This window comes from Streptomyces sp. NPDC111606 (assembly GCF_055656945.1).
Genome location: NZ_JBVKBY010000006.1, coordinates 508585 through 522266, shown reverse-complemented (window position 1 = coordinate 522266; position 13682 = coordinate 508585). Strand labels below are relative to the sequence as shown.

11 protein-coding genes are annotated in these 13682 nt (G+C 70.8%); 4 read left to right on the top strand and 7 right to left on the bottom strand.

What is annotated here, in order from left to right; translation table 11 throughout:
* Nucleotides 1–15 precede the first annotated feature (15 nt).
* From ACZ7M7_RS23855 to ACZ7M7_RS23835, 5 genes are all read right to left on the bottom strand, one after another.
* On the bottom strand, nucleotides 16–1167 hold the full coding sequence (locus tag ACZ7M7_RS23855; RefSeq protein WP_472120080.1) for an XdhC family protein: 1152 nt from the start codon (nucleotides 1165–1167) through the stop codon (nucleotides 16–18).
* A gap of 59 nt (nucleotides 1168–1226) precedes the next feature.
* Complete coding sequence (locus ACZ7M7_RS23850) at nucleotides 1227–2684, bottom strand: NCS2 family permease (RefSeq protein WP_383609366.1); 1458 nt, start codon at nucleotides 2682–2684, stop codon at nucleotides 1227–1229.
* 300 nt (nucleotides 2685–2984) lie between these two features.
* The gene (locus ACZ7M7_RS23845) at nucleotides 2985–5369 is read right to left on the bottom strand and encodes a xanthine dehydrogenase family protein molybdopterin-binding subunit (protein WP_383609363.1); all 2385 of its coding nucleotides are present in this window, start codon (nucleotides 5367–5369) and stop codon (nucleotides 2985–2987) included.
* A 4-nt stretch (nucleotides 5370–5373) separates the two neighbouring features.
* A complete protein-coding gene (locus tag ACZ7M7_RS23840) occupies nucleotides 5374–5958 on the bottom strand; it encodes a (2Fe-2S)-binding protein (RefSeq protein WP_328421739.1) in 585 nt (194 codons plus the stop codon).
* On the bottom strand, nucleotides 5958–6851 hold the full coding sequence (locus ACZ7M7_RS23835) for an FAD binding domain-containing protein (RefSeq protein WP_383609360.1): 894 nt from the start codon (nucleotides 6849–6851) through the stop codon (nucleotides 5958–5960). Before ACZ7M7_RS23835 ends, ACZ7M7_RS23840 begins: the two co-directional genes overlap by 1 nt.
* Before the next feature lie 374 nt (nucleotides 6852–7225).
* Between ACZ7M7_RS23835 and ACZ7M7_RS23830 the strand changes: the two genes are divergently transcribed.
* Both ACZ7M7_RS23830 and ACZ7M7_RS23825 read left to right on the top strand, forming a co-directional pair.
* Nucleotides 7226–8902 carry a PucR family transcriptional regulator gene (locus ACZ7M7_RS23830; RefSeq protein ID WP_451172081.1) on the top strand — a complete coding sequence of 559 codons (1677 nt, stop codon included), beginning with the start codon at nucleotides 7226–7228 and terminating at the stop codon, nucleotides 8900–8902.
* Between the two features lie 153 nt (nucleotides 8903–9055).
* Nucleotides 9056–9844: a hypothetical protein gene (locus ACZ7M7_RS23825; RefSeq protein ID WP_383609354.1), complete on the top strand. Its 789-nt coding sequence runs from the start codon at nucleotides 9056–9058 to the stop codon at nucleotides 9842–9844.
* Nucleotides 9845–9849: 5 nt separating this feature from the next.
* Here the strand turns inward: ACZ7M7_RS23825 and ACZ7M7_RS23820 are convergent, their stop codons facing one another.
* Complete coding sequence (locus ACZ7M7_RS23820) at nucleotides 9850–10707, bottom strand: GntR family transcriptional regulator (RefSeq protein WP_472120076.1); 858 nt, start codon at nucleotides 10705–10707, stop codon at nucleotides 9850–9852.
* A 155-nt stretch (nucleotides 10708–10862) separates the two neighbouring features.
* Here ACZ7M7_RS23820 and ACZ7M7_RS23815 point away from each other — a divergent pair, with 155 nt between their 5' ends.
* Together ACZ7M7_RS23815 and ACZ7M7_RS23810 are read left to right on the top strand one after the other, a co-directional pair.
* Nucleotides 10863–11714: a (2Fe-2S)-binding protein gene (locus tag ACZ7M7_RS23815; protein ID WP_472120074.1), complete on the top strand. Its 852-nt coding sequence runs from the start codon at nucleotides 10863–10865 to the stop codon at nucleotides 11712–11714.
* Nucleotides 11715–12018: 304 nt separating this feature from the next.
* Nucleotides 12019–13056, top strand: coding sequence for a DUF2637 domain-containing protein (locus ACZ7M7_RS23810; protein ID WP_383609346.1), 1038 nt, complete (start codon nucleotides 12019–12021; stop codon nucleotides 13054–13056).
* Between the two features lie 119 nt (nucleotides 13057–13175).
* On the opposite strand, the gene ACZ7M7_RS23805 is transcribed toward ACZ7M7_RS23810, so the two are convergent.
* The gene (locus tag ACZ7M7_RS23805) at nucleotides 13176–13658 is read right to left on the bottom strand and encodes an ATP-binding protein (protein ID WP_383603780.1); all 483 of its coding nucleotides are present in this window, start codon (nucleotides 13656–13658) and stop codon (nucleotides 13176–13178) included.
* Between the last annotated feature and the right edge of the window lie 24 nt (nucleotides 13659–13682).

Below are 13682 nucleotides of genomic sequence, written 5' to 3'. Positions count from 1 at the left end.
CCGACGCGGTGGCCCTCACGCCACCGACCCGATCCGCCCCGCGGGCGTCGACGTCGCGTCGTGGTGGATCGGGGTGTGGGCGCCGGTGAGGGAAACGCCGCTGCCGCCCCGCCGGTTGGCGACGATCTCCGAGGCGATCGACAGGGCCGTCTCCTCCGGCGTACGGGCGCCGAGGTCCAGTCCGATGGGGGACCTGAGCCGCGTCAGCTCCAGTTCGGTCACACCGACCTTCCTGAGCCGCTCGTTGCGGTCCAGGTGGGTGCGGCGGGAGCCCATCGCGCCGACGTACGCCACCGGCAGGCGCAGGGCGAGCTGGAGCAGGGGTACGTCGAACTTGGCGTCGTGGGTGAGGACGCACAGGACCGTCCGGGCGTCGACGGACGTCCGTTCCAGGTACTTGTGCGGCCACTCGGTGACGATCTCGTCGGCCTCCGGGAAGCGGGCCTTCGTCGCGAAGACCGGGCGGGCGTCGCACACGGTCACGCGGTAGTTCAGGAATTTGCCGATCCGCACCAGCGCCGACGCGAAGTCGATCGCACCGAAGACGATCATCCGCGGCGCCGGGACGGAGGACTCGACCAGCACCGTGAGCGGGGCGCCGCAGCGCGAGCCCTGTTCGCCGATCTCCAGGGTGCCGGTGCGGCCCGAGTCGAGGAACGCACCCGCCTCCGCCGCGACCGTACGGTCCAGTTCGGGGTGGGCGCCGAAGCCGCCCTCGTACGAGCCGTCGGGGCCGACGAGAAGCGCGCGGCCCTTGAGGTCGTCCGGCCCCGACACGATCCGTGCGACCGCCGCCGCCTCCCCGCTCGCGGCCGCCCGCAGCGCGGACGCGAGCACGGGGCGGGCCGGGTCCCCGGCGCGTACCGGCGTGACCAGGATGTCGATGATGCCTCCGCAGGTCAGGCCGACCGCGAAGGCGTCCTCGTCGCTGTAGCCGAAGCGCTCCAGGACGGTCTGGCCGTCCTCGAGCGCCTGTTGGCACAGCTCGTAGACCGCGCCCTCCACACAGCCGCCGGAGACCGAGCCGATCGCCGTGCCGTCGGCGTCCACCGCGAGCGCGGCGCCGGGCTGGCGGGGCGCGCTGCCGCCGACCGCCACCACGGTGGCCACGGCGAAGTCGCGTCCCTGCTCGACCCACCGGTGCAACTCCTCGGCGATGTCCAACATCTCTCGGTCTCCTTGACAGCGGTTGTGCGGAGGGCGGTTCACACTGACCGGCGCACCGGCTAGTGCACGCCCATCCAGCTCTCAATGGGATTGAGGGCGAAAAAGACGATGAAGATGCCTGTCAGGGCCCACATGAACGCCCCGATCTCCCGCGCCTTGCCCTGAGCGATCTTGATGGCGACGTACGAGACGACGCCGGCCGCGACACCGGCCGTGATCGAGTAGGTGAACGGCATGATCACGACGGTGAGGAACACCGGGATCGCGGTGGCCCGGTCGGACCAGTCCACGTGCCGTGCGTTCATCATCATCATGGCGCCGATGACCACCAGGGCCGCCGCCGCCACCTCGCCCGGCACGATCGCGGTGAGCGGGGTGAAGAACAGACAGGCCGCGAAGAACAGGCCGGTGACGATCGAGGAGAGACCCGTGCGGGCACCCTCGCCCACGCCGGTCGCCGACTCGACGAACACCGTCTGGCCCGAGGCGCCGGACACGCCGCCGATGGCGCCGCCGGCGCCGTCGATGAACAGCGCCTTGGACAGGCCCGGCATCCGGCCCTTGTCGTCGGCGAGCTTGGCCTCGGTGCCGACGCCGATGATCGTCGCCATCGCGTCGAAGAACCCGGCGAGCACGAGCGTGAACACGATCATGCCGACGGTCATCGCGCCGACCTCGCCCCAGCCGCCGAACTCGACGTTGCCGAAGATCGAGAAGTCCGGCATGGACACCGCGGTGCCGTGCAGTTCGGGAGCGCCGCTGGCCCACTGCTTGGGGTCGATGACGTCGAAGGCGTTGAGGATGACGGCGAGCACGGTGCCGCCGACGATGCCGATCAGGATGGCGCCGGGGATGCCGCGCGCCTGGAGCATGAAGATGGCGAGCAGCGTGACCGCGAAGAGCAGCACGGGCCAGCCGGCCAGTTCGCCGGCGGGGCCGAGGGTGACCGGGGTCGCCTCGCCCTGGTGCACGAAGCCGGCCTTGTAGAAGCCGATCAGGGCGACGAACAGGCCGATGCCCATGGTGATCGCGTGCTTCAGCGCGAGCGGAATCGCGTTCATGATCATCTCACGCAGGCCGGTGACGACCAGCAGCATGATGACCACGCCGTACATCACGCACATGCCCATGGCCTGCGGCCAGGTCATCTGCGGGGCGACCTGCGAGGCGAGCACGCCGGAGACGGACAGGCCGGCGGCGAGGGCGAGCGGCACCTTGCCGAAGAAGCCCATCAAAAGCGTGGTGAAGGCTGCCGCGAACGCGGTCGCGGTGATCAGCGCCTTCTGGGCGAGCGTGTCCCCCGCCGCGTCCTTGCCGGACAGGATGAGCGGGTTGAGCAGGAGGATGTACGCCATCGCCATGAAGGTCGTGACGCCGCCGCGCACCTCTCGCGCGACCGTGGATCCCCGGTGGGATATGTGGAAGTACCGGTCGAGCCAGGACCGTCCGGCCGGGACGCGGGTGCCTTCTCCCGCGTCGTCGGCTGTGGTCGCCGGCTCCAGTGACTGCTGGGTCATGTGGGCCTACTCCCAAGGTTCAAAGGGGCACCCGCATCGACCGCCCTGACGGTCGACCGACCACGCGTGTGGCGCGGGATTTGGGAAGGTGCTTCGGCCGCACGACCCGGGGGACGGCCCGAGACGAACGAACAGGATGCAACTGTGGTGCTGGTACGTGCTGTGCTGCTGGTACTGCTGGTGTGTCAAGTTCCGCGAGCGGTGCGGTACTTGGTTCCTCCGGACGGCGCGGCGAAGTGTGACGTTCCCGGCGCCGCCCGGAGAGCCTTGCTGGATTCCTTGCGGATTCCTCGCTGATCCCTACGCCGTACCGGTGAGGTGTTCCGGCCGTACCGGCGTGCGGTTCAGCTCCAGCCCCGTCGCGTTCCGGATCGCCGCGAGGACGGCCGGGGTCGACGACAGGGTGGGGGCCTCGCCGATGCCCCGCAGCCCGTACGGGGCGTGGTCGTCGGCGAGTTCGAGCACATCGACGGGGATGGTCGGCGTGTCGAGGATCGTGGGGATGAGGTAGTCCGTGAAGGAGGGGTTCCTGACCTTCGCGGTCTTGGGGTCGACGATGATCTCCTCCATGACCGCCACGCCGAGACCCTGGGTCGTACCGCCCTGGATCTGGCCGATGACGGACAGCGGGTTGAGGGCCTTGCCGACGTCCTGGGCGCAGGCCAGCTCGATGACCTTGACCAGGCCGAGCTCGGTGTCCACCTCGACGACGGCGCGGTGCGCCGCGAAGGAGTACTGGACGTGGCCGTTGCCCTGGCCGGTGCGCAGGTCGAAGGCCTCGGTCGGACGGTGCCGCCACTCGGCCTCGATCTCGACGACCTCGCCCTCCAGGACGTCCGCCAGGTCGCCGAGGACCTCGCCGCCGTCGGTGACGACCTTGCCGCCCTCGAGGAGCAGCTCGGCGGTGGCCCAGGCGGGGTGGTAGGAGCCGAACTTGCGGCGCCCGATCTCCAGGACCTTCTCGCGAACGAGCTCGCAGGAGTTCTTGACGGCGCCGCCGGTGACGTACGTCTGCCGGGAGGCCGAGGTCGAACCCGCCGAGCCGACCTGTGTGTCCGCCGGGTGGATCGTCACCTGGGTGACGCCCAGCTCGGTGCGGGCGATCTGCGCGTGAACGGTGACACCGCCCTGGCCGACCTCAGCCATCGCGGTGTGCACGGTGGCCACCGGCTCGCCGCCGACGACCTCCATGCGCACCTTGGCGGTGGAGTAGTCGTCGAAGCCCTCGGAGAAGCCGACATTCTTGATGCCGACCGCGTAGCCGACACCGCGTACGACGCCTTCACCGTGCGTGGTGTTGGACAGACCGCCCGGCAGCTGCCGTACGTCCGCGCCCTCGCTGGACTCCCACTGGCGCTCCGGCGGCATGGGCATCGCCTTGACGCGGCGCAGGAGTTCGGCGACCGGCGCCGGGGAGTCGACCGGCTGCCCGGTCGGCATGATGGTCCCCTGCTCCATGGCGTTGAGCTGCCGGAACTTGATCGGGTCCATGCCCAGCTGCTTGGCCACCTTGTCCATCTGCGCCTCGTAGGCGAAGCACGCCTGGACCGCGCCGAAGCCGCGCATGGCGCCGCAGGGCGGGTTGTTGGTGTAGAGGGCGATGGCCTCGATGTCGACGTCCTCGACCACGTACGGGCCGATCGCCAGCGACGAGGCGTTGCCGACGACTGCCGGTGAGGCGGAGGCGTACGCGCCGCCGTCCAGCACGATCCGGCACTTGACGTGGGTGAGCTTCCCGTCCTTCGTGGCGCCGTGCTCGTAGTAGAGCTTGGCCGGGTGACGGTGAACGTGTCCGAAGAAGGACTCGAAGCGGTTGTAGACGATCTTGACCGGCTTCCCGGTCCGCATCGCCAGCAGGCACGCGTGGATCTGCATCGACAGGTCCTCGCGGCCACCGAAGGCACCGCCGACGCCGGACAGCGTCATCCGCACCTTGCGCTCGGGCAGGCCTAGGACCGGGGCGATCTGCTTCAGGTCGCTGTGCAGCCACTGGGTGGCGATGTAGAGGTGGACGCCGCCGTCCTCGTCCGGCACGGCGAGGCCGGACTCCGGGCCGAGGAAGGCCTGGTCCTGCATGCCGAAGGTGTACTCGCCCTTGACGACGACGTCGGCCTGCTCGGCGGCCTGAGCCGCGTCACCGCGGAAGATCGGCTGGCGGTGCACGATGTTCGGGTGCGGGACGTGACCGATGTGGTGGTCGTCGCGGCCCTCGTGGATGAGGATCGCGTCCGGGGCGGTCGCGGAGGCCTCGTCGGTGATGACGGGCAGCTCGCGGTAGTCGACCTTGATCTTGGCGGCGGCGCGGCGGGCCGTCTCCGGGTGGTCGGCGGCGACGATCGCGACCGGCTCACCGTGGTGGCGTACCTTGCCGTGCGCGAGGACCGGGGTGTCCTGGATCTCCAGGCCGTAGTTCTTCACCTCGGTCGGCAGGTCGTCGTAGGTCATGACGGCGTAGACGCCCGCCATGGCCAGCGCCTCGCTGGTGTCGATGGACACGATCTCGGCGTGCGCGACGGTCGAGCGGAGGATCTGCCCCCAGAGCATGTCCTCGTGCCACATGTCGGACGAGTACGCGAACTCGCCGGTGACCTTGAGGGTGCCGTCCGGGCGCAGCGTCGACTCACCGATGCCGCCCTTGGTCTGCGAACCCTGGGTGATCTTGGTGGGAGCGCCGTTGGTGGGCATGTGCTCAGACCGCCTCTCCCTGCCGGGCGGCCGCGAGGCGGACCGCGTCCATGATCTTCTCGTAGCCCGTGCACCGGCACAGGTTGCCCGACAGCGCCTCGCGGATGTCCGCGTCGCTGGGGTTCGGGTTGTTCTCCAGCATCTCGTCGGCGGCGACGAGCAGACCCGGCGTGCAGAAGCCGCACTGGACGGCGCCGGCGTCGATGAACGCCTGCTGGATCGGGGAGAGCTCGGTGCCCTCACCGGTCTGCGAGTCCTGCCCCTTGGCGGCCCACTGCTGGGCGTCCTGGAGCGACGTACCGCAGGCACCGGTGGCGCAGCCACCGTGCTCGGCACGCTGCTTGGCGAAGTCGGCGAGCCCCTCGACGGTCACGACCTCACGGCCCTCGACCTGACCGGCGGCGACCAGACACGAACACACCGGCACGCCGTCGAGGCGAACCGTGCAGGATCCGCACTCGCCCTGCTCACAGGCGTTCTTGGAACCGGGCAGACCGAGCCGCTCCCGCAGCACGTACAGCAGGGACTCGCCCTCCCACACGTCGTCGGCTTCCTGCGGACGTCCATTGACAGTGAAGTTGACGCGCATCAGGCGACTCCCTCCGTGCGGGCGGCGGTGCCGCGGTACGACTCCCAGGTCCAGGTCAGCGTGCGACGGGCCATGACTCCGACCGCGTGGCGGCGGTAGCTCGCGGTGCCCCGGACGTCATCGATCGGGTTGCAGGCGCCGGAGCACAGCTCCGCGAACTGCTTGGCGACCGACGGGGTGATGATCTTGCCGTTGTCCCAGAAGCCGCCCTCTTCGAGCGCCGCGTTCAGGAATTCCTCGGCGGCCTTGGCCCGCACGGGTGTCGGGGCGGCCGAGCCGATCCCGGTACGCACGGTCCGCGTCTCGGGGTGCAGCGCGAGCCCGAAGGCACACACGGCGATGACCATGGCGTTGCGCGTGCCGACCTTGGAGTACTGCTGGGGCCCGTCGGCCTTCTTGATGTGCACGGCCCGGATCAGCTCATCGGCGGCCAGCGCGTTGCGCTTGACGCCCGTGTAGAACGCGTCGATCGGGATGAGGCGCGTGCCGCGCTCGGCCGACTCGACCTCGACCTCGGCGCCTGCCGCGAGGAGGGCGGGGTGGGCGTCACCGGCCGGGGAGGCGGTACCGAGGTTGCCGCCGACGCCGCCGCGGTTGCGGATCTGCGGGGAGGCGACCGTGTGCGAGGCAAGGGCGAGGCCGGGCAGCTCGGCGCGCAGTTCCTCCATGATCTTGGTGTACGGGACGGAGGCGCCGAGCCGCACGCTGTCCTCGCCGACCTCCCACTCGGTGAGGTCGCCGATGCGGTTCAGGTCGAGGAGGTACTCGGGCCGGCGGTGGTCGAAGTTGATCTCGACCATCACATCGGTGCCACCCGCAATCGGCACAGCGGTGGGGTGCTCGGCCTTCGCGGCGAGCGCCTCCTCCCAGCTGGCGGGGCGAAGGAAGTCCATGACCGGCTCTCTTCTTCGTCTCGTGGGTCGTACGGTTTGAGCCAGATCAGGTGCGGCGGGCCCGGCTCGTTCATGTGCTGTTAACGCGGATTGACGTCAGTACACAGCGCCGTGCTCCATCGCGGTCAGTCACGGAAACCATGAAGGAGTTGGCTGGCCAGGGCGGGCATCTTGTAGATTCGTATGAACGGGGGTCACCAGTGACCTCCGCGTTTTTCTCTGGAAACACCGGGCACAGGCTTGTGACCTGGGACACCGTCCGAAAGACGACGAGCACCGCCCCCGGCGCCGCTCATCGGCCCGTCGACCGGGCCCCACCCACAGACCATCAAGATCCATCGTAGATTTCGAGACAAAGAACGGCGGCGACGAGAATGCGGCTGCGCGCACTGCTGGACACCGACGCGCTGGGCCTCAAGCTGCTCGGCGGCGAGGACGAGCTGGACCGCACCGTGCGCGGTGTGATGACCACCGACCTCAGGGACCCCAGCCGCTATCTCTCCGGCGGGGAGCTGGTGCTCACGGGACTGGCGTGGCGTCGCAACGCCGCGGATTCCGAGCCTTTCGTCCGGCTCCTGGCCCAGGCCGGCGTGGCGGCGCTGGGGGCCGGTGAGGCCGAGCTCGGCGACATCCCCGACGACCTGGTGCTGGCCTGCGCCCGTCACCGTCTGCCGCTCTTCGCGGTGCACGAGTCGGTGGCGTTCGCGACGATCACCGAGCATGTCGTACGGCAGGTCAGCGGCGAGCGGGCCGGGGATCTCGCGGCCGTGGTGGACCGGCACCGCCGGATGATGACCTCGGGCCCCGCGGGCGGCGGCCCGGACGTGGTCCTCGACCTGCTCGGCTCGGACCTGGACCTGCAGGCCTGGGTGCTGTCGCCGGCGGGGCGGCTCATCGCGGGCTCGAAGGTCGGAGGTCCGGCACTGCCCGCCGACGTGTGCGCGAGGCTGGCGGCGGAGCATCTCTCGGCCGCCCGTACGGGCCGCCGCGGACCGCACCGGATGACCCTCGGCACCACCCTGTACTCCCTCTTCCCGATCCGCAGCAGCGGTCGCTCCGCGGCGCAGGGGGCACGGGACGTGCGCGAGACGGTCCTGTCGGACTGGCTGCTGGCCGTGGAGGCGGATGCGAGCGACTGGCCCGAGGAGCGGCTCGACCTGCTCCAGGGCGTCACCCAGCTGATCGCGGTGGAACGGGACCGCAGGGACGCGGCACGCACGGTCCGCCGCCGCCTCGCGCAGGAAGTCCTCGAACTGGTCCAGACGGGTGCGGCGCCCGCCGAGATCGCCGCGCGCCTGCGGGTCGCGGCACCGGTGCTGCTGCCGGGCCTGGGGGCCGCCCCGCACTGGCAGGTCGTGGTGGCCCGAGTCGAATGGGAGGGCAGCGACATCGAGGCCGGCCCGACCGCCCAGTCCCTCCTGGAGGAGATCCTGGTCGACCCGCTCGCGACCGGCCCCGAGCCGTCCGACCGCATCGCGGTGGCGCACACGGGCGACGAGGCCATCGCCCTGGTCCCCCTCCCGGCGGTCTCCGCGGAGCACGACGGCTCGGAGGCGGGCATCCACGCGGACGCGCTCCTGGACTCGGTCCGCGACCCGCTCTCCGCCGGCCTGGACGACGACGGCCGGGTCACCCTCGGCGTCAGCGCGGCGGTGCACTCGGCGGAGGGTCTGCGCGGCGCCCTGGAGGAGGCCCGCCACGCCCGCCGGGTGGCGGCGGCGCGCCCCGGGAGGGTCTGCGCGGCGGGCCACCAGGAGCTGGCGTCCCACGTCCTCCTGCTCCCGTTCGTCCCGGACGACGTACGCCGAGCCTTCACGGCCCGCCTCCTCGACCCGCTGCGCGACTACGACCGCCGCCACCGCGCGGAGCTGATTCCCACCCTCGAGGCCTTCCTCGACTGCGACGGCTCCTGGACCCGCTGTGCGACCCGTCTCCACCTGCACGTCAACACACTGCGCTACCGCGTGGGCAGGATCGAGCAGTTGACGAGTCGGGACCTCTCCCGCCTGGAGGACAAGCTGGATTTCTTCTTGGCATTGCGGATGAGTTGAGCTCACACCGGCCCTCCGCCGGATGGCACCAAGTGCCGCCACTGTCCCACGACTTTGTGAAATCCTTCACCCACCCTCTTGGCCGGGCGCGCGGATTCGTGCTGAGATGCCGCCACCACTCAACAGCTCAATGGTGTGCTCGGGGAGGGCGAGGTGGCGTATACCGCCATGTCTGGTAACGGAACGACCGCCGGTGACGATCCACTCCAGACCGCGGTATGGCGGCTGCGCTCACGCGCCTGCTGGGCGGACGCGGCGGCGCTGCTACAGCCGGTCACCGCGCAGGCCGCGCTCCAGCGGGCGGCGTTGCTGGTGGAGCGCTGTCTCTACACCGAGCAGGGCTGGGAGGAGGCCGAGGACGCACTCCGTACGGCCGAGGCGCTCGCTCACAGTGACGACGAGCGGGGCGCTGCCGCTTGTGAACGCGGGCAACTTGCCTACGCGGCGACGCTGCACTCAGTGCGCGACCGGGCCGACGAGGCGCGGGCCGCGCTGGGGCGGGCGGCGGCGCTGATCCCTCCGGGGGTGGCGGGGAGGGCGTTGCTGGACTTCCGCCGCGGTCTGCTGGCGGAGAACCTCGCACATTCGCCGCAGGCGGCCCGGGCCGCGTACCGCCGGGCACATGCGGGTGCGACGGCCCATGCGGACCCGCTCCTCCTGTCGTTCACCTGGCGCCACCTGGCCGGACTCGCCCTGCGCGAGGGGGAGTTGGCGGAGGCGCGGCACGGGTTCACCGAATCTCTCCGCATCCGCGAGGAGCTGGGCTACCTGGTGGGTACCGCCCCCGCGCTGGCGTCCCTGGCCGACACGGAGACCGAACCGGAAGCGACGCGGCTGCGCGAGGAGGCGCGACGCCTCTTCCGCCTCCTGGGCGGTGTGCCCACGTGGCTGGCCGCCCACCTGTCCCCGACACCCCCGGCAGCGGACGCCGCCACGGCGTGACCCGCTCAGCGCGCCCCGGCGAAATGCTCCCCGACCAACGCCCGCACCACATCCACGTCCCCGGCGATCAACGCGTCCAGCAGGGCCGTGTGTTCCGCCGCGTCGGCGACGAGGTCGGCGTGGCCGCGGCCGGACGGGCGGGCGGGGCTCACCAGGGGCCACTGGGCCCGGCGGTGGAGGTCGTCGGCGATCTGGACGAGTTGTTCGTTGCCGCACAGGGACAGCACAGCGCGGTGGAAGGTGCGGTCCGTCTCCGCGTAGGTCGCCCGGCAGCCGGTCGACGCCGCACGGACCGTCGCCTCCGCCAACGGCCGTAGTTCCGCCCACCGTTCGGCGGCGACGGTCCGGGCGAGCCGGAGCATCACCGGGACCTCGATCAGCGCCCGCACCTCGACCAGCTCCGCCAACTCCCGGGCCCCGCGCTCGACCACCCGGAACCCCCGGTTCGGGACGACCTCGACGGCTCCCTCCAGCGCGAGTTGCTGCATGGCCTCACGGACCGGCGTCGCGGAGACGCCGAAGCGTTCGCCGAGCGCCGGGGCCGAGTAGACCGCCCCGGGCGTCAGCTCACCGGTGACGAGCGCGGTGCGCAGGGCGTCGACGATCTGTCCCCGCACCGAGGCCCGCTGGACAATCGCCCGCGGCCGCGGAATCGGCGTCTCACTGTGGGTGTGCTCACCCCGAGCCGTCGGCGCCGGGGCACCCCGCCCCGCGTCCACACCCGAGGCCACACCCGGGGCTCGCCCCTGCGACGGCACCCGCGCCACACCCGTACCCGTACCGTCCGCACCCGCCCGGGCCTCCAGGCCCTGCGACACCGGCGGATTCCCCGTCACCGCGGAGCCCTGCGCGCCCTGCTTCACGGGTCCTCCTCCGGACGTATCGGTACTTGGGGTCATTACGGCGGCTTGTTACTCACCCGTCAAGCACCTTAGGCGCAGAACGCGACAGTTCAAACCGCAGCGATCTTGGGTAAGGTAAGCCTTACCTTCACCACCTCACGAATCGGCGGTCCGGAATGCCTGTGCCCCCCTCAGCCCTCGCGGACGCCTACACCCGTCTCACCGAGGTCCTGCCGGGGCTTGCCATCACCCAGCCGGCCACCGACGCGCAGCTCCCCCGACACGACGGCTGGGTCACCGCAGCCACGCTCACGGAGGGCGGCAACGGCCTGGACACGTTCCTGGCCTGGGACGACGCGCAGGTACAGCGTGACTACGGACAGTCCGCGCGCGCAGACGTCGTCGCGAGCTTCGGCCTGCACCGCTACGCCTGGCCCGTCTGCCTGCTGATCACCGTCCCCTGGTTCCTGCTCCGCCGCGTCCCCCGCTTCCCCGTGACGCATGTCTCGTACGACCGCACGGCCCCGGACCTCCCGATGGGCGCCCTCGCCGCCCGCCCCGCCACCTTCGCCTGCCTCCCCGGCGACCCGGCCGCCACCCTGCCCGGCGCGCGGGTCGTACCCGATGAGGAGGCGCTGCGCGCAGAGGTACGGACGGCGATAGCGGAGCACCTCGAACCCGTGCTCACCGGCTTCGGCCCCCGCATGCGACGCCGCGGACGCGCGCTGTGGGGCATGGCGACCGACGAGGTCGTCGAGAGCCTGTGGTACGTCGCCCATCTGCTCGGCGACGGCGAGCAGGAGCGGGCGCGCCGCGACCTGGAGCTGCTGCTGCCGGGCGCGACGAAGCCGTACGTCGGCTCGGCCGCCTTCCGTGAACTGACCGGTCCGAACGGCGAGTCGCTGCCCACCCGGGACCGGGCGAGCTGCTGCATGTTCTACACACTGCGCCCCGAGGACACCTGCGCCACCTGCCCGCGCACCTGCGACGCGGACCGGGTCACCAAGCTTCTGGCCGCGGCCAGTTGAGGCACCGTCAGACACGTGCGTCAGACTTCGTGCCGTAAGATCACCCGCGCGCAGGACACCCGTTACGGTTACAGGCGTTTCACAAATTCCTCACTTCGCGCAGGAACTTTCCGTTGAACCACCCGCACGGGTAGTGTTGTTCGAACTCAACTCCTGCCCCTCAAGCGGCAGTTCGAGCAGAACGCCGCCCTGGGCATCCCCTTGCACTTCCTTGGCGGCCTCTTGCCCCGAAACCCCCTGAGGGCCAGTGGGATTGGGCCACTATGGCGGGCGTTACGCCCTATCCCAATGCAAGGGACCCCAGATGAGATTGACCGACATATCGCTGAACTGGCTGCTTCCGGGCGCCGTCCTGCTCCTGGGCCTGCTGGCGGCGATAGCGGTGCTTCGGCGCGGGAAGGCCTCGGGGAAGGACACGAGCGCGGACGACTCGTGGGAGCGCAGCGAGGAGCGCCGCCGGCGCAAGGAGGCCATATACGGCACCGCCTCCTATGTGCTGCTGTTCTGCTGCGCGGCCGTGGCCGCCGCGCTCTCCTTCCACGGCCTGGTCGGCTTCGGTGAGCAGAACCTGAACCTGCACAACGGCTGGCAGTACCTGGTGCCGTTCGGACTGGACGGCGCAGCGATGTTCTGCTCCGTGCTCGCGGTGCGCGAGGCCAGCCACGGTGACGCGGCCCTCGGCTCCCGGATACTCGTGTGGACGTTCGCGGCCGCCGCGGCCTGGTTCAACTGGGTGCACGCGCCCCGGGGCCTCGGCCACGACGGCGCCCCGCACTTCTTCGCCGGCATGTCCCTCTCCGCGGCTGTTCTCTTCGACCGGGCGCTCAAGCAGACCCGCCGGGCCGCCCTGCGCGAGCAGGGTCTGGTCCCGAGGCCCCTCCCGCAGATCCGGATCGTCCGCTGGCTGCGGGCACCCCGCGAGACCTACAAGGCCTGGTCGCTGATGCTCCTGGAGGGCGTGCGCAGCCTCGACGAGGCGGTCGACGAGGTCCGCGAGGACAAGCGCCAGAAGGAGGCGGCCCGCCTGCGCCGGCGCGAGCAGGAGCGCATGGAGCGGGCCCAGCTGAAGGCCATCAGCCGGGGCCACCGCGGCTTCGTCGGCCGTGGCGGCCGGCAGGTCGAGACGCAGGCTCTGGAGCGTGCGTCGGCCCAAGTCTCCGCGGAGCCTGCCATATCGGCGCCGGAACAACTGCCCGTACGCTCACGTCCGTCACTTCAGCCCGTCCGCACCGGTTCTGACCCGGTGACCGTCGACCTCACTTCGGAGGACGACACAATGGCCCTGCCACGGCTCGACTCCCTGGAGCGCAAGCTCAAGGATCTCGAGCAGCAGTTCGGCTGAGCACTCCGCTCGTCAACGGCATCGACGGCCTTTGACAGCATCGACGGGAAGGGGCGCGACCCGGGACTCGGGTCGCGCCCCTTCCCGTCGTCGTACGGCCTGCGTCCCGGCGGCCCGCATCAAGCGGCATCCGCGTCGAGTTCGAACCACACCGCCTTCCCCACCCCGTGCGTCCGCACGCCCCAGTCGTCCGCGAGGGACTGGACCAGCACCAGGCCTCTGCCGTTCGTACAGCTGTCGGCGTTCGGTACGCGCAGTCTGGGCCGGCGGGCCACGAAGTCCCTCACCTCCACCCTGAGTCCGTGCGGTCCGACGATCGCCGTCAGGACGGCGTCATGGTCGGTGTGGACGATTGCATTGGTGACGAGCTCGCTGGTGAGCAGTTCGGCTATGTCCGATCGTCCGGGCCTCCCCCAGTGCCGTAACAGCTCGCGCAGAGCCCTGCGTGCCTCCGGTACGGCCCGCAGGTCCGCCCGTCCGAGTCTGCGCCTGAGCTGAGGCGACTGCGTGTGTTCCCCGGCGCTCGCGGCCTTGTCCTCCACTGTCTGTGCCGAGGAGGCCCCGATGGTGATGGGACCGCCTCCTCGTGCCTGCCTTTTCATGACCCCCGCCCGCGTGCCGATGTC

Coding starts and splice junctions, on each gene's coding strand:
- ACZ7M7_RS23855 (WP_472120080.1), bottom strand. CDS start 1,167: ATGTTGGACATCGCCGAGGAGTTGCACCGGTGGGTCGAGCAGGGACGC.
- ACZ7M7_RS23850 (WP_383609366.1), bottom strand. CDS start 2,684: ATGACCCAGCAGTCACTGGAGCCGGCGACCACAGCCGACGACGCGGGA.
- ACZ7M7_RS23845 (WP_383609363.1), bottom strand. CDS start 5,369: ATGCCCACCAACGGCGCTCCCACCAAGATCACCCAGGGTTCGCAGACC.
- ACZ7M7_RS23840 (WP_328421739.1), bottom strand. CDS start 5,958: ATGCGCGTCAACTTCACTGTCAATGGACGTCCGCAGGAAGCCGACGAC.
- ACZ7M7_RS23835 (WP_383609360.1), bottom strand. CDS start 6,851: ATGGACTTCCTTCGCCCCGCCAGCTGGGAGGAGGCGCTCGCCGCGAAG.
- ACZ7M7_RS23830 (WP_451172081.1), top strand. CDS start 7,226: ATGCGGCTGCGCGCACTGCTGGACACCGACGCGCTGGGCCTCAAGCTG.
- ACZ7M7_RS23815 (WP_472120074.1), top strand. CDS start 10,863: ATGCCTGTGCCCCCCTCAGCCCTCGCGGACGCCTACACCCGTCTCACC.
- ACZ7M7_RS23810 (WP_383609346.1), top strand. CDS start 12,019: ATGAGATTGACCGACATATCGCTGAACTGGCTGCTTCCGGGCGCCGTC.
- ACZ7M7_RS23805 (WP_383603780.1), bottom strand. CDS start 13,658: ATGAAAAGGCAGGCACGAGGAGGCGGTCCCATCACCATCGGGGCCTCC.